This window comes from Demequina ureilytica, assembly GCF_048553575.1.
In the GTDB taxonomy this organism is placed as follows: Bacteria; Actinomycetota; Actinomycetes; order Actinomycetales; family Demequinaceae; genus Demequina.
Genome location: NZ_JBLZIE010000001.1, coordinates 1,014,932 through 1,029,139 on the forward strand (window position 1 = coordinate 1,014,932; position 14,208 = coordinate 1,029,139).

Below are 14,208 nucleotides of genomic sequence, written 5' to 3' on the forward strand. Positions count from 1 at the left end.
TGGTTGTGCCCTAAGCATGCCGATAGGCTCGGCCCGTGACAAACCCGCCCACTCCCGCGCGCCTGGTCGTGCTGATCTCCGGGGCCGGGTCCACCATGAGCGCGGTCCTCGACGCACAGCAAGACGCGTCGTACGGCGCTCGCGTGGTGGCCGTGATCTCGGACCGCGCAGACGCGGCGGGTCTGGTGGCCGCAGCCGAGTGGGGCGTTCCCACCTCGGTGGTGGCCCTCGCGGACTTCCCGGATCGGGAGGCCTGGGACCGCGCACTCGCCGACGAGGTGGCGCGGCACGAGCCTGACCTGGTGCTGCTGGCAGGATTCATGAGACTCATCGGGGCCCCGAGCCTCGCCCGGTTCGGCGGACGCATCGTCAACACCCATCCTGCGCTGCTGCCCTCCTACCCGGGCGCGCACGGGGTGCGCGACGCGCTCGTCGGCGGCGCGAAGGTCACCGGCTGCACCGTCATGCTGGTCGACGAGGGCGTGGACACCGGGCCGATCATCGCGCAGGCGGCGGTCGAGGTCTGGGATGATGACACCGAATCGACCCTCCACGAGCGCATCAAGAACGTCGAGCGCGGCCTCGTCACCGTCACGGTGGGGCGGATGGCACGCGAGGGATGGACCGTCGAGGGACGACGGGTGACTGTAGGCACTGCAACATTGAAAGACACGAAGGGCGACGCATGAGCGACCAGCAGCCGGTACGGCGGGCACTGATCTCCGTCTACGACAAGACGGGCATCGAGGACTTTGCCAGGGGCCTGGTCGATGCGGGGGTCGAGATCGTCTCCACCGGTTCCACCGCGACGCGGATCGCCGATGCGGGCGTCGCGGTCACGCGCGTCGAGGACCTCACCGGCTTTCCCGAGTGCCTCGACGGGCGCGTGAAGACCCTGCACCCTCGGGTCCACGCCGGCATCCTCGCCGACCGCCGCCTCGAGACTCACCGAGCGCAGCTCGAGGAGCTCGACATTGAGCCCTTCGACCTCGTCGCGGTGAACCTCTACCCGTTCGCCGCGACCGTCGCATCGGGCGCGAGCCAGGACGCCACGATCGAGCAGATCGACATCGGCGGGCCATCGATGGTGCGCGCGGCCGCCAAGAACCATGCCTCCGTGGCGGTGCTCGTGGATCCTGCGGGCTACGACTCCGCTCTGGAGTCGGTGCGCGGCGGTGGCTTCACCCTCGCCGCGCGACAGTCGCTCGCGGCCGCCGCGTTCCGACACACGGCGGACTACGACATCCACGTCGCCTCCTGGATGACCACCGAGGTCGTGGGCGACGAGGAGACTGACCTGCCCGTGTGGACGGCCGCCTCCTTCGAGCGCCTGAGCACGCTGCGCTACGGCGAGAATCCGCACCAGGGAGCGGCGGTGTACAGCGACCGAACCGCGCGGGGGACGGGCCTGGCGAACGCCCGCCAGCTCCACGGCAAGGAGATGTCGTACAACAACTACGTCGACGCCGACGCTGCGCTGCGTGCGGCCTGGGACCAGGACCGCCCCGCCGTCGCGATCATCAAGCACGCCAACCCGTGCGGTATCGCCGTGGGTGAGGACATCGCGCAAGCTCACGCCAGCGCACTCAAGACCGACCCCGTCTCCGCCTTCGGTGGCGTGATCGCCTCGAACCGCCCCATTACCGTCGCGGCGGCCGAGCAGATCTCACAGGTGTTCACAGAGGTCGTGGCCGCGCCTGCCTACGAGGACGGGGCCCTCGAGGTGCTGCAGGCCAAGAAGAACCTGCGCGTGCTTGAAGTGGATCACAGCGGCTTCGACCAGGAATGGCGCCGCATCAGCGGGGGGCTGCTCGTCCAGTGGGCGGACCACTTCACGACGGGAGACGCACCCCACAAGTGGACGCTGGCGGCAGGTCCCGCCGTGGACGAGGCCACCTTGGCGGACCTCGAGTTCGCGTGGATCGCGTGCCGCTCGGTCAAGTCGAACGCCATCCTGCTCGCCACCGACGGCGCCGCCGTGGGCATCGGCATGGGGCAGGTCAACCGGGTCGACTCGTGCCGGCTTGCCGTGGAGCGTGCGGGGGCCGAGCGTGCTCGCGGCTCGGTCGCGGCCTCCGACGCCTTCTTCCCCTTCGCCGACGGACTGCAGGTCTTGGCCGATGCTGGCGTGCGGGCTGTCGTCTCGCCCGGCGGTTCGATGCGGGACGGCGAGGTCATCGACGCCGCTCACGAGGCCGGGATCACGCTCTATCACACCGGCACCCGGCACTTCTTTCACTGATGCCGGGCACCGAGCTCGCCTCCAGCCGGACGGCCCGTGTCGCGCTCGTCGCGGCGGTCGTCGTCGTCGGCGTGGGGGCGCTCATCGATGTCCAGGCGGGTGTGCTGATGCTCGCTGTGCTCGCTCTCGTGGGGGCCGTCACCCGGCTCACGCTGCGGGCCGGACGCTCGTTTTCGGTGAGGCGCCGCTACGTGGACGTGATGGTGCTCGTGGCCTTCGCGATGGCGCTCGTGTTCCTGGGGCTCACGACGCCGCTGGGATAGCCGCACCGCTGCGCCAGCCTCGCTGCAGCGCTGCCATCGGAGCCGGCGGGCGAACCCGGCGACCGCATCGGGCAGACGAACGGCCCGGCCGCGCCGTGCGCGACCGGGCCGTGAAGAGTGACCGCTGTCAGTCCTCGATGACGTGGATCTCTTCGACCCTCTCGATGATGATGAGGTCCTCCTCGGGGCCGAACGCGCGGAACAGGAGTCCGGCGATCGCGGCTCCCGCGAGTGGAGCCACCCAGAAGACCCACAGCTGCTGCAGCGCCCAGGCGTCCGCGAACAGCGCGGCTCCGGTGGCTCGGGCAGGGTTCAGGGCACCGTTGGTGAACGGAATGGCGAGCATCACCAGCAGGCCGAAGGTGAGTCCGATCGAGAACGGGGCGGCGCCCGCACTCGCGCCCGAGCGCAGTGACGTGACCGCCAGCACGACCGCGACGAGCAGGGCCGCGATGATGACCTCCACGACGAGGCCGGCGACGAGTCCGAAGCCGATCGGCGAGTTCTCGCCGTAGCCGTTCGCGGCCGTGCTCATGAACTCTCGTCCATTGGCGATCTCGGGGTGCGAGGAGCTGAGGGCGACCAGCACCGCGCCTGCCGCGATCCCGCCGACGATCTGGGCGATCACGTACGAGACCACGTCGCGGCCCGGGAAGCGGCCGCTGATCCACATGCCCACGGTGACCGCGGGGTTGATGTGGGCACCCGAGACGCCGCCGAACACGACCATGGCAATGACGACGGCGACCGCGAAGCCGAGGGCGATTCCGAGCGGGCCCCAGCCCAGCGCATTGGCGAACAGTGCGGCGCCGACACCGAGGAAGACCAGGATGAAGGTGCCCGCGGCCTCGGCGAGCATGCGGGTCACGAGTCCCGCGCCCGCCGGCTCCTCCAGCCAGGAATCGTCCTCGAGCTCCTGCTCGAACTGGTGGTCGACGGGCTCTGCCGCCGCGTCGGCCGTGGGGTCGGGGCTGCCCGGGCGCGATTCTGGATCTGTCATGTCTTGTCCTCCGTCGATAGGGGCTGGCTTGTGCGTCCAAGCGCATCCTGGCACGAGGGCGGCGCGGAGCGATACCGGCGGGCCGTGAGAACCCCATGTACTAGCCTGGAGAGCAGATACCCCACTCCCAAGAACCCGTGAGGCACACGTATGACGAAGATCAAGGTCGAAGGCAAGGTCGTCGAGCTCGATGGCGACGAGATGACGCGGATCATCTGGCAGTTCATCAAGGACCGGCTGATTCACCCCTACCTCGACGTCGACCTCGAGTACTACGATCTCGGCATCGAGTCACGCGACGCGACCGACGATCAGATCACCATCGACGCGGCCAACGCCATCAAGAAGCACGGCGTGGGCGTCAAGTGCGCGACCATCACGCCCGACGAGGCCCGCGTCGAGGAGTTCGGCCTCAAGAAGATGTGGGTCAGCCCCAACGGCACCATCCGCAACATCCTCGGTGGCGTCGTGTTCCGCGAGCCCATCATCATCTCGAACATCCCCCGCCTGGTGCCCGGCTGGACCAAGCCGATCATCATCGGCCGCCACGCGCACGGCGACCAGTACAAGGCCACCAACTTCAAGGTCCCCGGCGCCGGTACCGCGATGATCACCTTCACGCCCGACGACGGCTCGGAGCCCATCGAGCACCAGATCGTGAAGATGCCCGAGGGTGGCGGCGTGCTCATGGGCATGTACAACTTCAACAAGTCCATCGAGGACTTCGCCCGCGCCTCGTTCGCCTACGGACTGCAGCGGAACTACCCGGTCTACATGTCGACCAAGAACACGATCCTCAAGCAGTACGACGGCGCGTTCAAGGACATCTTCCAGGACGTGTTCGAGCGCGAGTTCAAGGCCGACTTCGAGAAGGCCGGACTCACCTACGAGCACCGCCTGATCGACGACATGGTGGCTGCTGCCATGAAGTGGGAGGGCGGCTACGTCTGGGCCTGCAAGAACTACGACGGCGACGTCCAGTCGGACACCGTGGCACAGGGGTTCGGGTCGCTGGGCCTGATGACGTCCGTGCTGATGACGCCCGACGGCAAGACGGTGGAGGCGGAGGCCGCGCACGGCACCGTGACCCGCCACTTCCGCCAGCACCAGGCCGGCAAGCCCACCTCCACCAACCCCATCGCCTCGATCTTCGCGTGGACCGGGGGCCTGCGGCACCGCGGCAAGCTCGACGGCACGCCCGAGGTCACTGGCTTCGCCGAGGCGCTCGAGGACGTCATCGTGAAGTCGGTCGAGTCCGGCGCCATGACCAAGGACCTCGCTGCGCTCGTCGGCCCCGACCAGGGGTGGCAGACCACCGAGGAGTTCCTCGCGACCCTCGACCAGAACCTTGCGGCCCGCCTCAAGTAGGCACCGCACCTCTTCACCCCAAGGAGTCACACCGAAGTGAGCACCACACCCGTCACCGTCACCATCACCGGCGCCGCCGGCCAGATCGGCTACGCCCTGCTGTTCCGCATCGCTTCGGGCCAGCTGCTCGGCGCGGACGTGCCCGTCAAGCTGAACCTGCTTGAGATCCCCCAGGGGATGAAGGCTGCCGAGGGCACGGCGATGGAGCTCGACGACTGCGCGTTCCCGCTGCTCGCTGGCGTGGACATCTTCGACGACCCGACGGCGGCGTTCGACGGCGTGAACGTGGGCCTGCTGGTGGGCGCTCGTCCCCGCGGCCCGGGCATGGAGCGCGGCGACCTGCTCGCGGCCAACGGAGGCATCTTCGGTCCGCAGGGGAGCGCGATCAACGCAGGGGCCGCAGACGATGTTCGCGTGCTCGTGGTGGGCAACCCCGCCAACACCAACGCCCTCATCGCATCCGCTCACGCTCCGGACGTCCCGGCTGATCGCTTCAACGCGATGATGCGCCTGGATCACAACCGTGCGCTTGCGCAACTCGCCGCCAAGACCGGTACGCCCGTCAGCGAGATTCGCAAGGTCGCCATCTGGGGCAACCATTCGGCCAAGCAGTACCCCGACATCGCGCACGCCACGATCGGCGGCCGTCCTGCGGCCGAGGTCGTGAGCGACGATGCATGGGTCGCCGACGAGTTCGTGCCCACCGTCGCCAAGCGCGGAGCCGCCATCATTGAGGCCCGCGGCGCATCATCCGCCGCGTCCGCCGCGAATGCGACGATCGAGCACGTGCACGACTGGGTCAACGGCACGCCCGAGGGTGACTGGACCTCGGTCGCGCTCCCGTCCGACGGGTCGTATGGGGTCCCGGAAGGTCTCGTCTCGTCCTTCCCGGCTGTGGCCAAGGATGGCGCGTGGGAGGTCGTCCAGGGTCTGGACATCGCGCCCGGTGCTCGCGAGAAGATCGATGCCTCGGTCGCGGAGCTCGTGCAGGAGCGCGATACCGTGCGAGAGCTCGGCCTGCTGTAGGCACCGGTGCCGGTTCCCGGCGGAGGCTCGCGATGGCAGTCAGCGGGGCGGTGAAGGGGTGAGCGCACTGGCGACGCTGATGCCCGGCTTCGAGGGGACCGATCTGCCCGCGTGGGTCGAGAGGCGGCTGCGCGACGGCATGGGCGGGGTGTGCCTGTTCGCCACCAACGTCGGGTCGCCCGAGCAGCTGCGCTCCCTCACGTCGCGCATCCGCGCGGCGAATCCGCACGCAGTGATCTCGATGGACGAGGAGGGCGGCGACGTCTCGCGGCTCCACCAGCGAGAAGGGTCTCCGTTCCCCGGCAACGCGGTGCTAGGACGCCTGGACGACGAATCGCTCACGCACGCGGTCGGAGAGCGGGTGGGGCAGGAGCTACGCACGGCCGGCGTCAACCTGACGCTCGCGCCGGATGTCGACATCAACTCGAACGTCCGCAACCCCGTCATCGGGGTGCGCTCTTTCGGAGCGGACGCGGCGCTGGTGGGTCGCCACGGGGCCGCGTGGACCCGCGGTGCACAGGCGGCGGGCATCGCCGCGTGCGCCAAGCACTTCCCGGGCCACGGGGACACGGGGCAGGACTCCCATGTCACGCTGCCGACCGTCCCCGCGGACCTCGCGACCATCCGGGCGCGCGAGCTCGCACCCTTCGCGGCCGCGATCGACGCGGGAGCGGTGGCGATCATGACCTCGCACATCATGATGCCCGCGCTCGACCCCGACCATCCGGCGACCTTCTCGGCGCGCATCCTTGAGGACCTGCTGCGGGGCGAGATGGGTTTCGACGGAGTGATCGTCACCGACGCTCTGGACATGGTCGGCGCCTGCGGAGAGATCGGCATCCCCGCCGCGGCCGTCCGTGCGCTCGCGGCCGGCTGCGACCTGCTGTGCCTCGGCACGGCCAACACTGATGATGAGGTCGAAGCGATCGTCCGTGCCATCGACCAAGCGATCGCCCAGCGCGTCCTCCCCGCTGAGCGGCTGGTGGACGCCTGCGCGCGCATCGGCGCCATGGTGGGAGCCCTCGATGCCCGGCAGGCCGATGCGGGGGGTCCTCCGAGCACGTCAGCGGGCCTGGACTACGGCACAGTAGTGGACAGCAGCACAGTGGTGGACAGCAGCACCCTGCGACGCGCCTTCCGTCTGACCGAGCGGGCACGGGCGCGGATCGCCGCGCGAGCACAGCAGGGAGGGCCCGTGCACTGGATTCGGCTCGAGCCGGTCGCGAACATCGCGGTCGGCGACGCCCCGTGGGGGCCGTTCGCGGCCGGGGTCACGGCGGACGCCGTCCTCGGTCCGCACGACAAGGTTGCGGTGGACGCGGTCCCACCCGAGGCGTTGGTCGTGGTGGTCGGCAAGGACAATCATCGCCACCCTTGGATCCGCGAGGTGGTGGGCGAGCTCCGGGCTCGTGACCCGCTCGTGGTCGACATGGGCTGGCCGGACCTCGACGGAGACCTCGCGGACATCGCGACCTTCGGAGCGTCACGACTCGTGGGCGCGGCGCTGGTGGAGGTGCTCGCGTGAGCACTGCACGCATCGGCCTCGACATCGGCGGCACCAAGGTGGACGCCGTGCTGCTCGGAGACGATGACGCTCTTCTCGCGCGCCGCCGCCTGCCCGTCATACGGGGCGCGGAGGGCGTGGTCGCCTCCGCCTGCGCGGCTGTGGACGCCGTCACGGCCGATGCCGGGGTAAGCATCGCGGACGCCGCCGGCGTGGGCATCGGCATCCCGGGGGCGGTGCGAGGCGGAGTTGTCGAGCACGCCCTGAATCTCGATGTCGAGCGGTTAGCGCTCGCCGACGTGCTGGGCGAGCGGTGGGGGGTGCCCGTGGCCGTCGAGAACGACGTGAACGTTGCGGCTCTCGGCGCGTGGCACCTGCTGGGAGGGGCGACCACCTCGATCGCGTACCTCAACGTGGGCACCGGATTGGCAGCGGGGCTCATCCTCGACGGCCGGCTCTGGCGGGGCGGCAGAGGCGCGGCGGGCGAGATCGGGCACATCTCGATCGATCCGTCCGGCCCCGTCGGAGCGGACGGGTTGCCCGGGGGTCTCGAGACCTACGCCTCCGGCAGCGGGATGGTGCTCCAATGGGGACGCGACGGTGCCGCCGCCGTGGACGTGCTCACGGCCGCCCGCGCCGGAGATGCTCGCGCGCAGCAGATCCGCGCCGGCCTCATGCACGGTGTCGCCACCGCGGTACGCGTGCTGGTGCTGACCCTCGACGTGGACCGCGTGATGCTCGGAGGCGGGCTCACGGGCCTGCGGTACGAGCTGCTCGATGGCGCCCGCAGGGTGATTCGCGGCTGGGAGGCGTCATCGCCGTTCCTGGCCTCGCTCGACATGGGGGCGCGGATAGTCCTCGCGCCGCACGGCGAGCCCATCGCGGCCATCGGCGCCGCCAAGCTCGAGGTGGGTCGTGGCTGAGGTACTAGTGTTCGGGTCCAAGGAGGAGGGCGCACAGGTCATCGCTGACCACATCGCCACAGCGGTGCGCGCCCGGCCCGCCTTCACACTCGGGGTGGCCACCGGGTCGACGCCGCTGTCGGTGTACGCGGCGCTCGCCCAGCACCGCGCCGCTGGCGTCGACTTCTCGCAGGTCTCCGCCTTCGCTCTCGACGAGTACGTCGGCTTGCCGGTCGGACACCCCGAGTCGTACGCGGAGGTCATCGACCGCGAGGTCACCGTGCCGCTCGGACTCGACCGCGCCCGCGTGCACGTTCCAGACGGCGGCGCTACGGGGATCGCGACCGCTGGCGACCGCTACGAGCATGAGCTGCTGAGCCATGGCGGCGTCGACCTGCAGCTGCTCGGCATCGGCACCACGGGGCACCTGGGCTTCAACGAGCCGGGCTCATCGTTCGCGTCGCTCACCCGCGTCAAGACCCTGACCGAGCGCACGCGCCGCGACAACGCACGGTTCTTCGACTCACCCGACGACGTGCCGATGCACTGCGTGACGCAGGGGCTAGGCACCATCCTGCGAGCCGGGCACCTGGTGCTGCTCGCCTTCGGCGAGGGCAAGGCCGATGCGGTGGCGGCCGCGGTCGAGGGTCCGGTGACGGCGTCGATGCCCGGCTCGGCCATCCAACTCCACGCACGGGTGACGGTGATCCTCGACGAGGCGGCAGCCGCGTCTCTCAGGCACCTCGACTACTACCGCTGGGCGCAGCGCCACAAGCCCGACTGGCAGGGGATCTAGCACCATGACCGACCTCACCGACATTCACTGCCACGGCGGCGGAGGGCACGCGTTCGGGGACACCGTCGACGGCACCCTCGCCGCGGCGGCCGCCCACCGGGAGGCGGGGACGGGTACGTTGGTGGCGTCCTTGGTGTCGTTGCCGCGGCACGAGTCGGCGCGCCAGATCGGCGTCGTGCGCCGGGCCATGGAGCAGGACCCAGGGATCCTGGGGATCCATCTCGAAGGGCCGTTCCTTGCGGCGTCGCGCAAGGGTGCTCACGACCCGGGCAGCCTCGCACTGCCCACTCCCGATGAGGTGCGGTGGCTCCTGGATGCGACCGGCGGAGATCTGCGGCAGGTCACGCTCGCACCGGAGCTTCCCGGCGCCCTCGACGCGATCAAGACCTTGGTGGAGGCAGGCGTGACGGTGGCGATCGGTCACACCGACGCCGGCGCGGCGCTGGTTCGCGACGCGTTCGATCGGGGAGCGACGCTGGTGACCCATGCCTTCAATGCGATGCCTGCAGTGGCGGCTCGTGAGATCGGCCCCGTCGGCGCAGCCCTGGCCGACGAACGCGTGAGGATCGAGGTGATCGCCGATGGCGTCCACGTGGATCCCTCGCTGGTCGCCGCGCTGTTCCGGGCCGCGCCCGGCCGGATGGTGCTCGTGACCGATGCCATGGCCGCTGCGGCGGCAGCCGACGGCGAGTATCGGCTCGGGTCGCGCGACGTCGAGGTGCGTGACGGACGCGCGGTGCTCGCCGGCACCGACACCCTTGCCGGCTCCACCCTCACGCTGCGACGCGCGATCGAGGTGTGCGTGAGCGCCGGCGTGCCGCGCGATCAGGCAGTGTCAGCCGCCAGCACGACGGCGCGGACGGCCATCGGCCTGGCCTGACCGGAGCTCGTGCGAGTCTGCTAGCTCGCCGCGCGCTCGAGGAAGGCCGCGGTGGCCTCTCGCGTCACCGGAGCCAACGGCCGGAAGGTTCCGTCCGAGTACCCGGTCGTGATGCCGGACTCGGCCAGCCAGCTGATCTCCTTGAGGAAGGCCGAGCGCCTGTTGATGTCCGCGAAGGACGTCGCCGTCGTGGAACGCACCGTGGGCTCGCCCTCGAAGCGGTAGAGGAAGGCCGCGATGGCCTCGCGAGAGATGTCAGATCGCGGCCGGAACGTGCCGTCGGACCAGCCCGTCGTGATCCCCTCGCGGGACAGCCACACGATCTCCTTGTAGAACGGCGCACTCGGCGAGACGTCCTTGAAAGGCGAGCGTGAGGGCAGCGAGACGCTCGGGCTGCCGGCCAGACGGTAGAGGAACGCCGCGAAGGCCTCGCGGGAGACATCGTCACGCGGCTTGAACTCGCCGCTCGCGTACCCGGTGGTGATGCGCTTCTCCGCGAGCCACTCGATCTCGTCGTAGAAGAAGTGCGTGCGCGGCACGTCGAAGAAGTTCTGCGCGTAGCCGCCGAAGTTCTGCACGCCGTAGCCGCAGTCGGTGCTGGCGTTGTAGGCGAAGCCAATCCCGATGTGCGTGAAGCGGGAGTTCTCCATGTTCTTGCGGTGGCCGTCGGACTTGAACCAGCCGCGCATCATGGTCTCCGCGGCCTGCTTGGCTCCACCCTGCCCGCATGCCATCGCGACGTTCTCGCCAGCCGCCCAGCGCCCAGTCGAGGGCATCTGCGACGAGTACGAGGGGTTGTGGGCCAGCTTGCGGTCGGCGCGCAGCCGCTCCGCCCAGCGCTGTGCGACGTTGTCGATGAGCCCGGCCCGCGTCAGGCCAGGCTGGCCAGCGTCGGCACGGTAGTCGTTGGTCGCCTCGAGGATGACCTCGCCGCCGGTGGCGGTGGCGCCCGTCGCGGCATGCGCCGCCGGCGCGGTCACGCCGGTCAGTGCGAACGCGAGTACCACTGCAGTCGTCGCGAGGCCTCGCCGTCGGAGCTGTGTGGTGTTCACGCTGGTCGCCATCCCTTGCTGCTCGGTCCATGTGCCCGCGGAGGGCTTCTGTTCCGAGAGTCTGCGGAGCGCGGCGAACGCCGGTCAACCCAGTGTGAGGAATGCCGCATCACTCCGCGTGGCGCCGGCGACGGCGCGTAGCGGCGCGTCCCGGGACCGAGGTCCCTGGTAGACGCGTGGCGTCCGGAGGCGTCAGTTGAAGACGATGGTGCGGTGGCCGTCGAGCAGCACCCGGTGCTCGGCGTGCCAGCGGACGGCCCGAGCCAGCGCTCGCCGCTCCACGTCGGCCCCCACGGCGGTGAGCGTCTCGGGCGTGTGGGAGTGGTCCACGCGGTCCACCTCCTGCTCGATGATCGGCCCTTCGTCGAGGTCCGCCGTCACGTAGTGGGCTGTCGCACCGATCAGCTTCACGCCGCGGTCATGGGCCTGGAAGTAGGGGCGAGCGCCCTTGAAGCTGGGCAGGAACGAGTGGTGAATGTTGATGGCGCGGCCATGGAGCTGCTCCGACAGCGCGGGGGAGAGGATCTGCATGTAGCGGGCGAGCACCACCAGCTCGACGTCCAGGTCGTCGACGAGCGCGAGCAATCGCTGCTCGGCCTCGGGCTTGGTCTCGGCGCTCACTGGGATGTGATGGAAGGGCTTGCCGTAGAACGAGGCGAGGTCGGCGAGCGTCGTGTGGTTGCCCGCAAGGCCTACGACATCGACGGGCAGCGTTCCCGCTCGTTCGCGAAACAGCAGATCGTTCGCGCAGTGCGCCGACTTCGACACCAGCAGGAGGGTACGCATCTTCCGGCCGGCCACATCGAGCTTCCAGGACATGCCGAACGTGTCCGCGAGAGCTGCAACAGCATCGGAGAGCGCACCGCGGTCGGCGGGGCTCGAGACCTCGACACGCATGAAGAACAGCCCAGTGTCCGGATCGCCGAACTGCTGCGACTCGGTGATGTTGCCACCGTGCTCGGCCAGCATGCCGGACACCGCGTGGACGATTCCGGGCCCGTCGGGGCACGACAGGCTCAGCACGTAGCGCGTATCCGTGGATTCCATGGGCCCCAGACTACTGATCTGCACTTGCCGCCCCGTGCAGCCGATCCCTTGCGCTTTCGAGTTCACGTGTCACACTGGTCACATCTGTCACGCAATCCCGCGTCGACGGGAACTGTTTGAGAGTGCGCCTCGTCTTGGGGGCGTCCCCTGAACCGCGTTGTGCAAGGTGGTATCCGTGACCTCACCCACTCCCCGTCGACTCCGTCGTGCCGTCGCGGCCGCCGTCGCCGCCGTCCTGCTGGTGCCTGCGATGGCGTCTGCCGCGTCCGCTGCGGCGCCCGCAAGGTTCAAGGACGTGCCGGATTCGCACGCATTCCTCGAGGAGATCACCTGGCTGGCTCAGGAAGACATCACCACGGGGTACTCGGACGGCACGTTCCGGCCCCGGGCCGAGGTGACTCGCGACGCATTCGCCGCGTTCCTGTACCGGCTCGAGGGCAGCCCGACGGTCACGCTCCCGGCGAAGTCGCCGTTCAAGGACATCACGCCCACCAACACCGATTTCTACGAGGCGATCGTGTGGCTCGAGAAGCAGGGCATCACCAACGGCTGGGAGGTGAGCGGGGGAACGGAGTTCCGTCCGTTCAACACCATCACACGCGACGCGATGGCCGCCTTCCTGTACCGCTACGAGGGCGAGCCGACGGTCACGCTCCCGGCGAAGTCGCCATTCAAGGACATCACGCCCACCAACACGGACTTCTACGAGGAGATCGTGTGGCTCGACAAGACCGGGATCTCCACCGGATGGAGCGACGGCACCTTCCGGCCGTACGACGGCGTCACGCGCGAGGCGACGGCCGCGTTCTTCTACCGCCTGTCGGGAAGCCCCGACGTGGTGGTGCCGGCCAACATCCCCAAGTCGTTCACCATCAAGGGTGCCGGCTTCGGCCACGGCGTGGGCATGTCCCAGTACGGGGCCCAGGGCATGGCCGTCGACGGCCGCAGCGCAGGGGACATCCTCAGGCACTACTACCAGGGCACCACTGTGGCGACCGTCAACTCCGACAAGGAAGTCAAGACGGAGATCTTCGGGTCCGGCTCGGACAGCCGGGACCGCGTGGTCCTCGTGGTGAACTCACCCGGCTCGAGCTCCACCACCGGCGGCCAGTGGCGCCTCATGTTCTACAACGAGGGTGACGCTGGCTCCCACGACACGTGGACGGGCAAGAAGGGCGAGAAGCTCACGATCATCCGCGATGTCCGCCCCAATGGAGACAACGAGATCGTCGTCGAACGGGCTGACGGCTCGCGGCAGCGCGCCACCCGCCAGCTCCAGTTCCAGTGGGAGGCCACGGACTTCTACCAGTCGACCTCGAGCGAGAACCCCTACGTCCAGCTGCTGAAGACCAACGGGGACAGGGCGACGCACGGCGACTACCGGCACGGCCGGATGGTGATCCGGGTGCCGTCTGAGACCTACCCGCGGCTCATCGTGTCCAACTGGACCGAGCTCAACTCCGAGTACCTGTACGGGATCGCGGAGATGCCGTCCTCGTGGGACCCCGACGCGCTGCAGGCGCAGGCGATCGTCGCCCGCGGCTACGCGCTTCGCCAGATGCAGTCCTACAGCGAGAACTGCGTCTGCCACCTCTACGACGACACCCGCAGCCAGAACTTCACAGGCTGGCGCAAGGAGAACGAGGGCACCGATGCCTACTACGGCAAGCGGTGGATGAGCGCGGTGAACGCGACCACATCATCTTCAGGCAGGGACGGCAAGGTGCTGAAGTACGGCGGCGCGATCGCCACCACGTACTACTTCTCCTCGTCCGGAGGTCGCACCGAAAACTCCGATGACATCTGGGTCTCGCAGCCCGGGTATCTCAAGGCAGTCGACGACAAGTGGTCGCTCGAGTCTCGCAACCCGAACAAGGCGTGGACGCGCACGCTGACCCAGGCACAGGCCAGCAGCATGTTCGGGATGAGCAACGTGGTGTCGATCAAGGTGACCTCGCGCACCTCTGGCTCGTCGATGGCGGCCGCGACCAAGGTGACCGCCACCTCGTCGACCGGCCAGACCAAGTCCATCACCGGGGCCGAGACCATTCGCAGCAAGGTCGTCGGCGGCAAGTCCCCGTGGATCTGGTCCTTCACGGCCAAGTACTGAACGAGAGTGCGAGTCGGG

At 69.2% G+C, this 14,208-nt stretch carries 13 protein-coding genes; 10 read left to right on the forward strand and 3 right to left on the reverse strand.

Annotation, left to right across the window (positions count from 1 at the left end; translation table 11 throughout):
• Nucleotides 1-35: 35 nt before the first annotated feature.
• From purN to ACNI3K_RS04675, 3 genes are read left to right on the forward strand one after another with little or no spacing between them, the layout of a single operon-like run.
• Nucleotides 36-689, forward strand: coding sequence for a phosphoribosylglycinamide formyltransferase (purN, locus tag ACNI3K_RS04665; protein ID WP_419390682.1), 654 nt, complete (start codon nt 36-38; stop codon nt 687-689).
• Nucleotides 686-2,242 carry a bifunctional phosphoribosylaminoimidazolecarboxamide formyltransferase/IMP cyclohydrolase gene (gene purH / locus ACNI3K_RS04670; RefSeq protein ID WP_419390683.1) on the forward strand — a complete coding sequence of 519 codons (1,557 nt, stop codon included), beginning with the start codon at nt 686-688 and terminating at the stop codon, nt 2,240-2,242. Before purN ends, purH begins: the two co-directional genes overlap by 4 nt.
• Nucleotides 2,242-2,505: a hypothetical protein gene (locus ACNI3K_RS04675; protein ID WP_419390684.1), complete on the forward strand. Its 264-nt coding sequence runs from the start codon at nt 2,242-2,244 to the stop codon at nt 2,503-2,505. The genes purH and ACNI3K_RS04675 overlap by 1 nt, the downstream gene beginning before the upstream one ends.
• Before the next feature lie 127 nt (nt 2,506-2,632).
• On the opposite strand, the gene ACNI3K_RS04680 is transcribed toward ACNI3K_RS04675, so the two are convergent.
• Nucleotides 2,633-3,505 (reverse strand): aquaporin, encoded by an 873-nt coding sequence (locus ACNI3K_RS04680; RefSeq protein ID WP_419390685.1) that lies wholly within the window; start codon nt 3,503-3,505, stop codon nt 2,633-2,635.
• A gap of 150 nt (nt 3,506-3,655) precedes the next feature.
• On the opposite strand from ACNI3K_RS04680, the gene ACNI3K_RS04685 reads away from it, so the two are divergent.
• From ACNI3K_RS04685 to ACNI3K_RS04710, 6 genes are read left to right on the forward strand one after another with little or no spacing between them, the layout of a single operon-like run.
• Nucleotides 3,656-4,873 (forward strand): NADP-dependent isocitrate dehydrogenase, encoded by a 1,218-nt coding sequence (locus ACNI3K_RS04685; protein ID WP_419390686.1) that lies wholly within the window; start codon nt 3,656-3,658, stop codon nt 4,871-4,873.
• Nucleotides 4,874-4,909: 36 nt separating this feature from the next.
• Nucleotides 4,910-5,899 carry a malate dehydrogenase gene (locus tag ACNI3K_RS04690; protein WP_419390687.1) on the forward strand — a complete coding sequence of 330 codons (990 nt, stop codon included), beginning with the start codon at nt 4,910-4,912 and terminating at the stop codon, nt 5,897-5,899.
• A 58-nt stretch (nt 5,900-5,957) separates the two neighbouring features.
• Nucleotides 5,958-7,424, forward strand: coding sequence for a beta-N-acetylhexosaminidase (gene nagZ / locus ACNI3K_RS04695; RefSeq protein WP_419390688.1), 1,467 nt, complete (start codon nt 5,958-5,960; stop codon nt 7,422-7,424).
• Nucleotides 7,421-8,326, forward strand: a complete 906-nt coding sequence (locus ACNI3K_RS04700) for an ROK family protein (RefSeq protein WP_419390689.1) — start codon at nt 7,421-7,423, stop codon at nt 8,324-8,326. The genes nagZ and ACNI3K_RS04700 overlap by 4 nt, the downstream gene beginning before the upstream one ends.
• Nucleotides 8,319-9,101: a glucosamine-6-phosphate deaminase gene (locus ACNI3K_RS04705; RefSeq protein WP_419390690.1), complete on the forward strand. Its 783-nt coding sequence runs from the start codon at nt 8,319-8,321 to the stop codon at nt 9,099-9,101. Before ACNI3K_RS04700 ends, ACNI3K_RS04705 begins: the two co-directional genes overlap by 8 nt.
• Nucleotides 9,102-9,105: 4 nt before the next feature.
• The gene (locus tag ACNI3K_RS04710; protein WP_419390691.1) at nt 9,106-9,981 is read left to right on the forward strand and encodes an N-acetylglucosamine-6-phosphate deacetylase; all 876 of its coding nucleotides are present in this window, start codon (nt 9,106-9,108) and stop codon (nt 9,979-9,981) included.
• 20 nt (nt 9,982-10,001) lie between these two features.
• Here ACNI3K_RS04710 and ACNI3K_RS04715 read toward each other — a convergent pair whose 3' ends face one another.
• Both ACNI3K_RS04715 and purU read right to left on the reverse strand, forming a co-directional pair.
• Nucleotides 10,002-11,033, reverse strand: a complete 1,032-nt coding sequence (locus ACNI3K_RS04715) for a CAP and S-layer homology domain-containing protein (RefSeq protein WP_419390692.1) — start codon at nt 11,031-11,033, stop codon at nt 10,002-10,004.
• A 192-nt stretch (nt 11,034-11,225) separates the two neighbouring features.
• On the reverse strand, nt 11,226-12,080 hold the full coding sequence (purU, locus tag ACNI3K_RS04720) for a formyltetrahydrofolate deformylase (protein WP_419390693.1): 855 nt from the start codon (nt 12,078-12,080) through the stop codon (nt 11,226-11,228).
• A 175-nt stretch (nt 12,081-12,255) separates the two neighbouring features.
• Between purU and ACNI3K_RS04725 the strand changes: the two genes are divergently transcribed.
• Nucleotides 12,256-14,190, forward strand: coding sequence for a SpoIID/LytB domain-containing protein (locus tag ACNI3K_RS04725; RefSeq protein WP_419390694.1), 1,935 nt, complete (start codon nt 12,256-12,258; stop codon nt 14,188-14,190).
• Nucleotides 14,191-14,208 lie beyond the last annotated feature (18 nt).